Source organism: Streptomyces sp. CNX435 (assembly GCF_059570575.1).
On sequence record NZ_JCANTA010000022.1, the window covers coordinates 1 to 12,015 of the forward strand.

Annotated in this window: 12 protein-coding genes and 1 pseudogene; 5 read left to right on the forward strand and 8 right to left on the reverse strand. The window is 71.9% G+C overall.

The window, feature by feature from the left end:
- From pstA to T328_RS28240, 5 genes are all read right to left on the reverse strand, one after another.
- The coding region (gene pstA / locus T328_RS28220) for a phosphate ABC transporter permease PstA (protein ID WP_496499021.1) at positions 1-768 on the reverse strand (768 nt) is incomplete at its 3' end.
- A gap of 115 nt (positions 769-883) precedes the next feature.
- Complete coding sequence (gene pstC / locus T328_RS28225; protein WP_496499022.1) at positions 884-1,885, reverse strand: phosphate ABC transporter permease subunit PstC; 1,002 nt, start codon at positions 1,883-1,885, stop codon at positions 884-886.
- A gap of 129 nt (positions 1,886-2,014) precedes the next feature.
- Positions 2,015-3,154 (reverse strand): phosphate ABC transporter substrate-binding protein PstS, encoded by a 1,140-nt coding sequence (pstS, locus tag T328_RS28230; protein ID WP_496499023.1) that lies wholly within the window; start codon positions 3,152-3,154, stop codon positions 2,015-2,017.
- Between the two features lie 75 nt (positions 3,155-3,229).
- Positions 3,230-3,952 carry a response regulator transcription factor gene (locus T328_RS28235; protein WP_496499024.1) on the reverse strand — a complete coding sequence of 241 codons (723 nt, stop codon included), beginning with the start codon at positions 3,950-3,952 and terminating at the stop codon, positions 3,230-3,232.
- 167 nt (positions 3,953-4,119) lie between these two features.
- Positions 4,120-5,157 carry a PstS family phosphate ABC transporter substrate-binding protein gene (locus T328_RS28240; RefSeq protein ID WP_496499025.1) on the reverse strand — a complete coding sequence of 346 codons (1,038 nt, stop codon included), beginning with the start codon at positions 5,155-5,157 and terminating at the stop codon, positions 4,120-4,122.
- Positions 5,158-5,414: 257 nt separating this feature from the next.
- Between T328_RS28240 and T328_RS28245 the strand changes: the two genes are divergently transcribed.
- The 4 genes from T328_RS28245 (at position 5,415) to T328_RS28260 (ending at position 9,421) form a co-directional block, all read left to right on the forward strand.
- On the forward strand, positions 5,415-6,074 hold the full coding sequence (locus tag T328_RS28245; protein WP_496499026.1) for an NADPH-dependent FMN reductase: 660 nt from the start codon (positions 5,415-5,417) through the stop codon (positions 6,072-6,074).
- A 48-nt stretch (positions 6,075-6,122) separates the two neighbouring features.
- Complete coding sequence (locus tag T328_RS28250; protein WP_496499027.1) at positions 6,123-7,124, forward strand: ATP-binding cassette domain-containing protein; 1,002 nt, start codon at positions 6,123-6,125, stop codon at positions 7,122-7,124.
- Entirely contained in the window at positions 7,121-7,975 is an 855-nt protein-coding gene (locus tag T328_RS28255) for an ABC transporter permease (RefSeq protein WP_496499028.1), read from the forward strand. The genes T328_RS28250 and T328_RS28255 overlap by 4 nt, the downstream gene beginning before the upstream one ends.
- A 165-nt stretch (positions 7,976-8,140) precedes the next feature.
- The gene (locus T328_RS28260; protein WP_496499029.1) at positions 8,141-9,421 is read left to right on the forward strand and encodes an MFS transporter; all 1,281 of its coding nucleotides are present in this window, start codon (positions 8,141-8,143) and stop codon (positions 9,419-9,421) included.
- Here the strand turns inward: T328_RS28260 and T328_RS28265 are convergent.
- A complete protein-coding gene (locus T328_RS28265) occupies positions 9,384-9,647 on the reverse strand; it encodes a hypothetical protein (protein WP_496499030.1) in 264 nt (87 codons plus the stop codon). The two genes, T328_RS28260 and T328_RS28265, sit on opposite strands and share 38 nt — an antisense overlap.
- On the opposite strand from T328_RS28265, the pseudogene T328_RS28270 reads away from it, so the two are divergent.
- Positions 9,609-9,902: pseudogene (locus T328_RS28270) on the forward strand (MmyB family transcriptional regulator); the annotation flags it as partial. The gene T328_RS28265 and the pseudogene T328_RS28270 overlap by 39 nt on opposite strands.
- 105 nt (positions 9,903-10,007) lie before the next feature.
- Here the strand turns inward: T328_RS28270 and T328_RS28275 are convergent.
- The gene (locus T328_RS28275; RefSeq protein ID WP_496499031.1) at positions 10,008-10,862 is read right to left on the reverse strand and encodes a DUF2470 domain-containing protein; all 855 of its coding nucleotides are present in this window, start codon (positions 10,860-10,862) and stop codon (positions 10,008-10,010) included.
- Positions 10,863-10,871: 9 nt separating this feature from the next.
- Positions 10,872-11,936: an ABC transporter substrate-binding protein gene (locus T328_RS28280; RefSeq protein ID WP_496499032.1), complete on the reverse strand. Its 1,065-nt coding sequence runs from the start codon at positions 11,934-11,936 to the stop codon at positions 10,872-10,874.
- Positions 11,937-12,015 lie beyond the last annotated feature (79 nt).

Sequence of the window (12,015 nt, forward strand, 5' to 3'; positions counted from 1 at the left end):
CTTGAGGATCGTCTTCCACTTCGGTACGCCCAGGGCGTACGACGCCTCGCGCAGCTCGTTGGGTACGAGCTTGAGCATCTCCTCGGTGGAGCGTACGACCACGGGCATCATCAGGATCGCCAGCGCCAGTGCGCCGGCGAAGCCGGAGTAGCCGAAGTCCAGGATCATGATCCACAGGCTGAGGACGAACAGGCCGGCGACGATCGACGGAATGCCGGTCATCACGTCGACGAAGAACGTCACCGCCTTCGCCAGCGGCCCGCGGCCGTACTCCACCAGGTAGACGGCGGTCAGCAGCCCGATCGGGGTGGCGATCAACGTGGCGATCAGCACCTGCTCGATGGTGCCCATCAGCGCGTGATAGACGCCGCCGCCGGGGGAGATGTTGACCACGCCGCTCATCGAGTGGGTGAGGAAGTGGCCGTCGGTGACCCCGATGCCCTTGCTGACGGTCTCCCAGATCAGCGACGCCAGCGGGATCACGGCCAGCAGGAACGCCATCCACACCAGGGCGGTCGCCAGCCGGTCCTTCGCCTGCCGGCCGCCCTCGACCACCGTCGAGATGACGTACTGGCCGACGACGAAGAGGATCGCCGCGATCAGGCCCCACTGGATGCGGTTGCCGAGGTCGGCGAGCACGCCGATCAGCGAGCCCACGACGGCGGCGCCGGCGGCGATGCCCAGCGGTGCCCAGCGCGGCAGCCGCGGCTGCTGGATGCCGAGCCGGTCGACCGGCTCGACCTTGTCGGCGATGGTCTGCGCGCTCATGCTTCCCCCCCGATCATTCGCCCCGCCGCGGATGCGGCTGATGTCGCAGTCGCCCGCGCGGCGGGAGGTGCGGTCAACGTCGTCGGGTGCGGCTGGGCAGCCGCGCGTGCGTCGCTCATGCGTTGGCCCCCGAGTACTCCTTGCGCCGCGCGATGATCAGCCGGGCGGCGCCGTTGACCAGCAGCGTGATGACGAACAGGACCAGGCCGGAGGCGATCAGCGCGTCCCGCCCGAACTGCCCGGACTCGCCGAACGACGCGGCGATGTTCTGCGCGAACGTACCGCCGCCCGCCTGGAGGATCTCCGCCGACAGCAGCGCCGACGGCGACAGCACCGTGGCCACCGCCATCGTCTCGCCCAGCGCCCGCCCCAGGCCCAGCATCGAGGCGGAGATGACGCCGGAGCGGCCGAACGGGATCACGGTGGTGCGGATGACCTCCCAGCGGGTGGCGCCCAGCGCCAGCGCGGCCTCCTCCTGGAGGCGGGGGGTCTGCGCGAAGACCTCGCGGCTGACGTTCGTGATGATCGGCAGGATCATCACGGCCAGCAGGATGCCCGCGGTCATCAGCGAGCGCGGCGCGGTCCCGTCGAAGGACAGCACGACGGTCCAGCCGAGGTACCGGTCCAGCCACTCGTACGTGCCGACCAGGTGCGGGACGAGGAACAGGGCGCCCCACAGGCCGTAGACGATGGACGGGACGGCGGCCAGCAGGTCGATGACGTACGCGAGGGGCGTGGCCAGCTTCCGTGGCGCGTAGTGGGTGATGAACAGGGCGATGCCGACCGCGATCGGCACCGCGATGACCATCGCGACGATCGACGAGACGACCGTGCCGAAGGCCAGCACGGCGATGCCGAACTTCGGCGGGATGGCGTTGGCGTCCCACTCGAAGGTGGTGAGGAAGTTGCCCTCGTTGTCCGCGAGGGCGAGGGACGCGCGGTACGCCAGGAACGCGGCGATCGCGGCCATGATCAGCAGCAGCGTGATCCCGGACCCCTTCGACAGGCCCGAGAAGATCTTGTCGCCGCGGCGGGAGCTGCCGCCCTTGCCGTCCGACAGCAGGGCCTGGGATGGCGGTGGGGCGGGGGTTTCTATGTCTTTGGGTGGAGCAGTCATACGTGAATCTCCGGTCTGGTGTGGGGCGAGGCGCGGTCCGCGCCCGCGTCCCGGCGGCGGTGCACCGGATGGCCCCCCCGCCGGCCGGACGGGTTGGTTCGCCGGCCGGCGGTGGGCGTTCAGGACAGGTCAGGACAGGCTGCCGACGGTCTTGGCGACCTCGGCCGCCATGTCCGCGGGCAGCGGGGCGTAGCCGACCTCGACGATCGACTGCTGGCCGGCCTCGCTGGCGGTGTAGCCGAGGAAGGACTTCACCGCGTCCAGGGACTCCGGCTTGTTGCCCTTGTCGCACGCGATCTCGTACGTCACCAGCGTGATCGGGTACGCGCCGTCGACCTTGGTCGCGTAGTCCAGCTCCAGCGCCATGTCGGGGGCCTCACCGACCCGCTTGCCGGCGGCGATGGCCGCGGAGGCGTTCTCCACGGTGGCCTCGACCGGCTCGGCGGCACCGGTGTCCAGCTTGACGGTGGTCAGGTCGTTGGACTCGGCGTGCGAGATCTCCATGTACGAGATGGCGCCGTCGGTCTGCTTCACCTGCGAGGACACCCCGGCCGAGCCGCTGGCGGCCTGGCCGCCCTCGATCGGCCACTTCTTGTCGGGCTCGTGCGGCCAGGCGTCCTTGGCGGCGGTGTTGAGGTAGGCGGCAAGGTTCTCGGTGGTGCCGGACTCGTCCGAGCGGTGCACGGGCTGGATCTTGGTGTCCGGCAGTTCGGCGTCGGGGTTCAGCTTGGCGATGGCCTCGTCGTTCCAGTTGCTGATCTCGCCGTTGAAGACGTTCGCCAGGGTCTCGGCGTCGAGCACCAGCTCGTCCACGCCCTCCAGGTGGTACGCGATGGCGACCGGGCCGCCGACCATCGGCAGGTTGATGCCCTGCCCGCCGGAGCAGACGTCCTTGGACTTCGCCAGCTCCTCCGGCTCCAGCGCGGAGTCGGAGCCGGCGAACGCCGTCTGGCCGTTGAGGAACTCCTCGATGCCGGCGCCGGAGCCGACCGGCTTGTAGTTGACCGTCACATCGGGGCAGGCGGCCTGGTAGTCGGCGACCCACTGCTGCACGGCGTTGTCCTGGGCACTGGAGCCCGAGGCGAGCAGCTCGCCGCTGCCGCCGCACGTGATGTCGCCGGCGGCGGCGGGGCTGTCGCCACCGCTCCCGGCCTTGTCGTCGCCGGAGTCCGAGTTGTCGTCCGAGCCGCACGCCGAGAGGACGAGGGCACTGGAGAGGGCGAGAACGCCTGCGGCGGCGCGGTACCGGATCTTGCGCTGAGACTTCACTTGGGACTTTCCTTCCTACGGCCGCACTCCAGAGGCGGCTTGATAACAAATCGAGACAAACGTCAGTTGTGGGGTCTAAGTGGGGTCCGCGGCCGGCGGCACGAAGCGGTAGCCGACGTTGCGGACGGTGAGGATGATGCGGGGATCGTGCGGGTTGTCCCCGATGCGGTCGCGCAGCCGACGGATGTGCACGGCGATCGTGTTGGACTTCGGCGCGCTGCCACCCCACAGCTCGGCGCTGATCTGGTCGCGGGTGACGACCTTCTCGGAGTTGGCCACCAGCAGGTGCAGCAGCTTGAACTCGCGCAGCGGCAGCTGCACCAGCCGGCCGTCGACGCGGGCCTCGAAGGTGGCGGGGTTGACGCTGTACGGCCCGGAGACGACCGTCTGGTCCACGTCGTACGTCGCCGGGCTGGCGACGCCGAGCATCTTCAGGACCTCGTACGGCCGGTACGGGCGGGCGACGCAGGCGCTGGCCCCCGCGGTGAGCGCCTCGACGGCGTCCTCCGCGTCGTCGGGGCCGACGCCGATGATGACGGGCGTGGCGCTGCGGCGCCGCAGCACCTCGACCACCCGGGCGCCGGGGACGAGCGGCAGCTTGGCGCTGACCAGTACGGCGTCGGGGGACTGCAGGCCGACCTGGAGGAGCGCCTCCGCCCCGTCCGAGCAGAAGACGACCTTCACCTGATGGCCCGACAGGTGCTCCGCCAGATCGTGAGCCACCTGTTCGTCCGGATCGGCGAGCAGCAGGACATGTCCCTGTCCGTTTCGCTGGCCGGGTATCGCCGGTGTGTCCATCGGTCGGTCACCACCCCCTTCGTCGCGTCTCATGAAATTCCATGCCGGAGGACTCGATCGGGTGGTGGCGGTTAACCGAAGGTGAACATCGGAACAGGAGTGCGTGATGCCGTTATCGGTCCGTTATGAACGCATGATCCACGCCGCCGAGCGCCGCACCATCCGCCTCAGAGGCCGCCCGAGCCGCCCGCGTCGCCGCCGGTGTCACCCGCGCCGCCGGGCCGGTCGCGGTGCTTCTTCAGCCGCTCCAGGTCGCGCCGCAGCTTGTTCTCCTGCGCCTCGCTGAGCGGGATGTAGCCGGCCTCCTCGGCGAAGTCCGTGTGGCTGGCCACGTAGAACTCGACGAACGCCTCCACCTCGGGGCGCTCCAGCGCCTTCGCCGAGGGGTAGATGAACAGCGGCCGGGCCAGCGGCTTGTACGAGCCGTCCTGGACGGACGCCGTGCTGGGCGCGACGCAGCCGTCGCCGCCGTCGACCTCCAGCGCGCGCAGCTTGTCGCGGTTCTCGTCGAAGTAGGTGAAGCCGAAGTAGCCGAGCCCGCCGGAGTGCTCCGCGACGCCCTTGACGAGCGCGTTGTCGTCGCTGCTCGGGGTGAAGTCGGAGCGGGACGCCTTCTCCTCGCCGTTGACGGCCTCGGTGAAGTAGTCGAAGGTGCCCGAGTCGGTGTCCGGCCCGTAGAGCTGCAGCGGCTCGTCCGGGAACGCGGGGTCGACCTCCGCCCAGCTGGTCAGCTCGGAGCCGGGCTCCCAGATGCGCTTGAGCTGGTCGGTGGTGAGGCAGTCCACCCAGTCGTTGGCCTTCGGGACGACGACGGTGAGCGCGTCGTTGGCGATGGTCAGCTCCCGGTACGGCACGTCCCAGTTGGCGCAGGTCTCCGTCTCGAAGTCGTTGATCGGCCGGGAGGCGTCGGAGATGTCCGTCTCGCCGGCGCAGAACCTGTCGAACCCGCCGCCGGTGCCGGACGCCTCGACCTTGACCCGTACCCCGCCCTCCCGGCGGCCGAAGCTCTCCCCGGCGAGCTTCGTCAGCGGCTCGACCGTGCTGGAGCCGTCGATCAGGACCGTCCCGGTGAGTCGCCCGGAGTCCTCGTCACCGGCGCTCGCCTCGCTCTCGCCGCCGCAGGAGACGAGGGTGGCGACGACGGCCGGGGCGAGGAGGAGGGCGCCCAGGCGGGCTGCGGTCCGCTTCGTCTGCTTCGTGCTCACTGGCTCTCCTGCTCTCCGCTGATCGATACGGACATAACTCAGGTCCTGTATCGAACTGGCGGCAGTCGGCCATGCGGGGCGGCTTCGGTTAGCGCCGGGTGAACAGTGGACGACCCGGACATGACGCCGTCGTGCGGCCCGCCAGACCCGCCAGGCCCGCTAGATCGGATCTAGCGGGCGCTTGCCGGCTTCTGGCGCCTGAAGGGTGTACGGCCCGGGCGCACCGCCCGGCGCGGCCGAGACCCGGGAGGTGTCCGATGCGGAACGGCGAGTCCGGCGAGCGGGGTGCGTCCGGCACATCCGGCACATCCGGTGCGTTCGGTACGTCTGGTACGTCCCGTGCGCCCGCGCCGCTGCGCGTCGCGTGCATCCTGGGCGGCCCGGCCGAGGCCGACTGCCGCCCCCCGGGCGTCGCGCACTGGCTCGACGAGCTGGCCGGCGAGCGGGGCGACGTGGCGCTGAGCGTCCTCGACCTCGCGGACTACGACCTCCCGGTGTGCTACCCGGAGCACCCGACCGGGCCCATGCACTCGTTCACCGCGGAGCTGGCGTGGGCGGAGGGCTTCGTCGTCGTCACCCCCGAGTGCAACCGCAGCTTCCCCGCGAAGCTCAAACAGGCCATCGACGTGTGCTACGACGAGTGGCACGCGAAACCGGTGGGCTTCGTGTCGTACGGCTTCGGCTGCGACGGCGTGCACGCGGTGGAGCAGCTGCGTTCGGTCTTCACCGAACTGCACACGGTGACCGTGCGGGACTCCGTCGGAATAGACCTGCGCTTCACCGATGAGAAATTCCCGGCCGGGGGGTCCATCTACTCGGACGGGCTGGTACGCGCCGCCGGCGCCCTGCTGGACCAGCTCACCTGGTGGGGTCTCGCGCTCAGGGAGGCCCGCGCGGCGCGGCCGTACGTGGCGTAGCGGACGCCGTACACATACCGAACGTTGGAGAACTTGGAGAAGAAGGACATGACAAACGACTCGTCCGGCCCGGCGATCGAGACGTCGGGACTGGTGAAGGTGTTCGGCGAGACCCGCGCGGTGGACGGCGTCGACCTCGTCGTCCCCCGCGGCACCGTCTACGGCGTCCTCGGCCCCAACGGCGCCGGGAAGACCACCACCGTCAAGATGCTCGCCACCCTGCTGCGCCCCGACGGCGGCGAGGCCAGGGTCTTCGGCAAGGACGTCGTGCGCGACGCGAACGACGTGCGCTCCCTGGTCAGCCTCACCGGCCAGTACGCCTCCGTCGACGAGGACCTGACCGGCACCGAGAACCTGGTGCTGCTCGGCCGCCTCCTCGGGCACCGGCCGGCCGCCGCGCGGGTGCGCGCCGCGCAGCTGCTGGAGGCGTTCGGCCTGACCGAGGCGGCGGCGAAGCAGGTGAAGCAGTACTCGGGCGGCATGCGGCGCCGCATCGACATCGCCGCGTCCATCCTCAACACCCCCGACCTGCTGTTCCTCGACGAGCCGACCACCGGCCTCGACCCGCGCAGCCGCAACCAGGTCTGGGACATCGTCCGCGCGGTCGTCGCCCAGGGCACCACCGTCCTGCTCACCACGCAGTACCTGGACGAGGCCGACCAGCTCGCCTCCCGTATCGCCGTCATCGACCGCGGCAAGGTCATCGCCGAGGGCACCAAGGGCGAGCTGAAGGCGTCCGTCGGCGCCGGCTCCGTCCACCTCCGGCTGCGCGACGCCGCGCAGCGCGCGGAGGCGGTCACCCTCCTGGAGACGGCCCTCACCGGCGCCCAGGTGCAGCTCGAACCCGACCCTGTCGCACTCACGGCCCGCGTCGGCGACGGCGACAACGGCTCCGGTGCCGCGGCCCAGGCCGCCGCCGCGCTGGCGGAGCTGGCCCGCGCGGACATCACCGTCGACAACTTCTCGCTGGGTCAGCCCAGCCTGGACGAGGTCTTCCTCGCCCTCACCGACCGCCCGGCCGGTGCCGAGACCCAGGAGGCAGCAGCATGAGCACCGCGACCGAGACCCAGAGCCGCACCGAAGACCTCGCGCCGGTCACCACCGAGAGCCTGGCGGAACTGCTGGTGGCCAAGGAGCGACCGCCACGGCCCAGTCCGTGGTCCGCCTCCGTGACCTTCGGCTGGCGGGCCGTGCTCAAGATCAAGCACGTGCCGGAGCAGCTCTTCGACGTCACCGCCTTCCCGATCATGATGGTGCTGATGTACACGTACCTCTTCGGGGGTGCGCTGGCCGGCTCCACCTCGGACTACCTGCAGTACCTGCTGCCGGGCATCCTGGTGATGAGCATCGTCATGATCACGATGTACACCGGCATCTCCGTCAACACCGACATCGACAAGGGCGTCTTCGACCGCTTCCGCACGCTGCCGATCTGGCGCCCCGCGGTGATGGTCGGCTACCTGCTGGGCGACATGCTGCGCTACCTCATAGCGTCGGTGGTGATGATCGGGGTCGGCCTCATCATGGGCTTCCGCCCGGACGGCGGCGTGGTGGGCGTGCTCGCGGGGGTGGCGCTGCTGATCGTCTTCTCCTTCGCGGTCTCCTGGATCTGGACGATGTTCGGCCTGCTGCTCCGTACGGAGAAGTCGGTCATGGGCGTCAGCATGATGGTGATGTTCCCGCTGACGTTCCTCAGCGACATCTTCGTCGACCCGAAGACGATGCCCGGCTGGCTGCAGGCGTTCGTCGACAACAACCCGGTCACGCGCCTCGCCTCCGCGGTCCGCGACCTGATGCACGGCGACTCGGCGGGCGCGGACATCGCCTGGACCCTGGGCTGGGCGGGCGTGATCGTGGCGATCTTCGGCCCGATCACGATGCGCCTGTACGCCCGGAAGTAAGCCGGCCCCCGGCCGTCGACCGGGCCCGTCCTCTCCAGGAGCAGGGGGCGGGCCCGGTCGCGTGCGTCGTGCCTCTGGTAGGTTCGGGCGCATGTTCCTCCTCTGTGCGTAGTCGGGCGTGGCAGTACGCCGCCCATGCACGCACTTCTCTTGAGGAACACCACCATGCCTGCGCCGTCTTACGCGGCTGTGCTGCGCGTCCCCCACGCCTCCCGCACCTTCGGCGCCGCCCTGCTGGGGCGGCTGTCGTACGGGATGGTCCCGCTGTCGCTGCTGCTCTCCGTCCGGGAGGCCACCGGGTCGTACGCCGCGGCCGGCTTCGCCGCGGCGTGCTTCGGGGCCACCAGCGTCTTCCTGTCGCCGGTGCGGGCGGGGTTCATCGACCGGCACGGGCCGCGGCGGGCGCTGCCGCCGATGGCGGGGGTGTACGCGGTGCTGCTGGCGGCGCTGGGCGTCGTCACCGCGGGGGGCGGTGCGGGCGGTGCGGCGGCGGCGGCGGCGGCCGGGGCGTTCACGCCGCCGCTGGGGCCGGTGATGCGGGTGCTGTGGAGCGACCTGGTGCCGGCGCGGCTGCTGCCGCGGGCGTACAGCCTCGACTCCGTCGCCGAGGAACTGCTGCTCGTGACGGGGCCGTTGCTGGTCGGCGCGGTGGTGAGTGTCGCGCCGCCGTCGGTGGGGCTGGGGGCGGGCGCGGGGCTGATCCTCGCCGGCACGCTGGCGCTGGTCACGTCACCGGCGACGCGCGCCCGGACGGGCTCCGGCCGGCCGGCGGGCAAGGCGCGCGAGCCGGAGCCCGCGCCCGAGTTCGAACCCGCGCCCGAGCCCGAGCCCGAGTCCGCGCGGGCGCCCGAGCCCGCGCCCACGCCCACGCCCGGGGTCCTGCGCGGGAACCCCGCCATGCGGCAGGCCGCCGTCGGGGCCGCCGGGGTCGGGGTGTGCCTCGGGGCGCTCCCGCTCCTCGTCGTCGCCTCCGCCGACGAGCACGGCGCCGGCGGCCTCGTGCCCTGGATCCTCGCCGCGATGTCCGCCGGCAGCGCCGTCGGCGGCCTCGCCTACGGCGCCGTCGGCTGGCGCTCGCCCGGCACCCGGCGCCTGCCGGTGCTCGCGGCGGCCCTGGCCCTGCTGCTCGCCGCCACCGGGCTGTCCCCGCACCCGTACGCCCTCGTGGCCGGGGCCGCACTCTTCGGGCTCTTCGTGGCACCGGGCATCACGACCGCGTACCTCATCGCCGACGAGTCCGCCGCCCCCGGCACCCGTACGAAGGCGGGCGCGTGGGTCAACACCGCCCTCAACGCCGGCTCCGCCGCGGCCACGGCCGGCACCGGCCTGCTGATCGGCCGCGTCCCGCTCCCCCTCGGCTTCGCCCTGGCCGCGCTCCCCGCCGCCTTCGCCGCCGCCACGCTCGTGCTCACGGCGCGCGGCGGTGGAGGCGGGCCGCTGAGATGAGGAAGAAGACGCCGCCCAGCGTCGCGTAACCGGCGATGGTGGTGAGTGAGTCCGCCTCGCCGGCCGTCGCGAGGAAATTGGTACCCGCGAGGGCGGAGATCCCGCCGCTGAGGATCATCGCCCACTGGGCACCGAGCCGGTAGCGCGAGAGCGCGACGGCCAGCTGGACGAGGCCCGCGGTGATCGACTGGCGCGGCTGCGCCGGGCCGCCGACCGCTACCCGCACGACCCGCAGGTGACCGCCCTGCTGGCCGAACTGCACGCCGGCAGCGAGGAGTTCCGGCAGATCTGGCAGACACGTCCGGTCCACGCTCCCGGACACCGCACCAAGACCCTGGACCACCCGGAAGCCGGCACGCTGCGATTGGACTGCGACGTCCTGCTCGTGCCCGAGGATGACCAGGAAGTCGTCCTGATCACGGCCGACCCCGGATCACCTGCCGTGCGGGCCCTGCACATGCTGGCCAGGCAGGCAACCTGAAACGAAAGACGCCGAGAGGTCTCTCTGCAGCTCTCTCCAGCGGTCACAAACCGTCGCGACTACGTGTCCACTTGGGCCTGTGCCCATCAACCGCTGCCGCTGCCGCTACCCGCCGCGGTGGCTGCGGCGGCGGGGGCAGTGGTGGGCGGCGTGGAGGAGGGTCTGGACGGCCGGGCCGGCTTCGGCGGCGTCGGCCAGGGGGGCGGGGAAGGGGAGGCGGACGTCGCGGTGGGTGCGGGGGTGTTCGAGGCGCAGGGTGAGGCCGTGGCGGTCCATCGCGAGGGGGTGTACGCGGACCACCCCGTGCAGCACCGCCGGGTCGACGAGGCGGGTGAGGGCGTCGACCGCGTCGCGGTGCGAGTCCGCCATGTGCAGCAGCATCGCCGACTCCTGGGCGGCCAGGGGGTCGGGGTGGGCGGCGGCCAGCTCGTCCAGGTCCACGACCGCCACGTCGGGGGTCGCGGGGTCCGTACCGTCGCCCGCGGTCACCACCAGCGCCTCCGCCGGTTCGAAGCCCAGCACCAGCCGGTCCGCCTCCGGCTGCGCCCGCTCCGGCGCCAGCCAGCCGGTGAGCGTCACCCGGGCCCGTACCCGGTCCCGTACGCCCACCGGCGCGATGTCCGTCAGGTGCAGCCGCACCGGCAGGTCGCCGGTCGGGGCGCAGGCCACCCGGGCCGCGAGCGTGCTGTCCGCGGGCGGGCACAGCCGCAGCAGCCACCCGGGTTCCGCCGCCGGGCCGGGGCCGCGGTCGGGGTCGGTGTCGGGGTCGGTGTCGGGGCCGGGGTCGGGGACCGGGCTCCCGCCCGGGGCCGCCGTGTGCAGGCCCACCAGGTCGCAGCGGAAGCCGTCGGCCTCCAGCGTCAGCGACCCCGTGGTCGCCAGGATCGTGCGCACCCGCTCCGCAAGGGTCGGAGCGGCTGTGCCGGTGCGGTCCGTGCGTACGTCTTCGGGGAAAGCCATGCCGCTCCCTCAGCCGACCTTGTCGGCGTTCTCGATGGCGTCCGCCAGCCGCTCCAGCACCGGCGCGAACCCCCGGTAGCTGTAGCGCTCCTCCATCGCCCAGGGCGTCGTCTGCCCGGCCTCGACGGCGGGGAGCCGGGCCCAGGTGGGCTTCTCGGCGAGCGCCTCAGGCGTCATGGCCTGGGTGCGGTTGTCGATCATGATCAGGTCGGCGTGGTACTTGTCGGTGTTCTCCCAGCTCAGAAAGTCCCAGAAGTCCGACCCGTCGGACCCCTTGCCCTCGACGACGTCCACGCCGAGGTCCCGGAAGTAGTGCAGGTCGGTGTACGAGCCGGGGACGGCGACGTACATGTTGTCCTGGTCGCCGGTCATCGCCAGCACCTTTATCCCGCGCTTGGCCTTCGCCACCGACCGCAGCCGGCTCTCGGCGTCCTTGAAGCGCTTCTTGTCGTCCGCCGCCCGCGCGCCGCGCGTGTCGCCGCCGAGCGCCTCCGCCAGCTCCTCGTACCGCTTCAGCGGCTGCAGCAGGCTCGTGTGCGCGCCCTTGATGCCGATCGTGGGAGCGAGCGCGAAGATCTTCTTGCGGCTCTCCTCCGGTACATGCCACAGCTGGGGCGGCGGGAACATGTTGCTGACCAGCAGCTCGGGCCCGAGTGAGGCGTACTTCTCGACGTTGAACTGGCCCCACGCCTCGCCGAGGCTGACCAGCTCGTCCAGGTCCAGCTCGCCCGCCTGCGGGTTGGGCCTGCCGTCGATCGGCTCGCTCGGGCCGAAGATCGCGGAGCACGTCACGCCGTAGTCGTACAGCGCGGCGGCGGAGCTGACGAAGGCGACGATCTTCTCCGGGCGGCCGTCGGCCTCGGCCTTCTTGCCGCGGTCGTCGGTGAACGTCCAGCCTCCGCCGGAGCCGCCGGAGCCGCCGGAGCCGCCGGAGCCGCCGCTCGCGGAGTCGTCGCCGCAGGCGGCGAGGAGGGCGGTGAGGCCGAGCGCGCCGCCGGCGGTGAGCAGGCCGCGGCGGGAGAGCGTGCCGCGGATGGTCGGGGCGGTGGTGGCGGTGGTGGCGGTGGTGGCCAAGGCAGGTTTCCCCTCGGTCGACGTGACTTAGGTGAGGCTAACCTAATATGCCCGACCGGGGAACCCGGGCCGGACGGCC

Bases quoted from the DNA above. Each gene is read 5' to 3' on its own strand.
- pstC (WP_496499022.1), bottom strand. From the start codon at position 1,885: ATGACTGCTCCACCCAAAGACATAGAAACCCCCGCCCCACCGCCATCC.
- T328_RS28235 (WP_496499024.1), bottom strand. From the start codon at position 3,952: ATGGACACACCGGCGATACCCGGCCAGCGAAACGGACAGGGACATGTC.
- T328_RS28245 (WP_496499026.1), top strand. From the start codon at position 5,415: ATGCGGAACGGCGAGTCCGGCGAGCGGGGTGCGTCCGGCACATCCGGC.
- T328_RS28250 (WP_496499027.1), top strand. From the start codon at position 6,123: ATGACAAACGACTCGTCCGGCCCGGCGATCGAGACGTCGGGACTGGTG.
- T328_RS28255 (WP_496499028.1), top strand. From the start codon at position 7,121: ATGAGCACCGCGACCGAGACCCAGAGCCGCACCGAAGACCTCGCGCCG.
- T328_RS28260 (WP_496499029.1), top strand. From the start codon at position 8,141: ATGCCTGCGCCGTCTTACGCGGCTGTGCTGCGCGTCCCCCACGCCTCC.
- T328_RS28275 (WP_496499031.1), bottom strand. From the start codon at position 10,862: ATGGCTTTCCCCGAAGACGTACGCACGGACCGCACCGGCACAGCCGCT.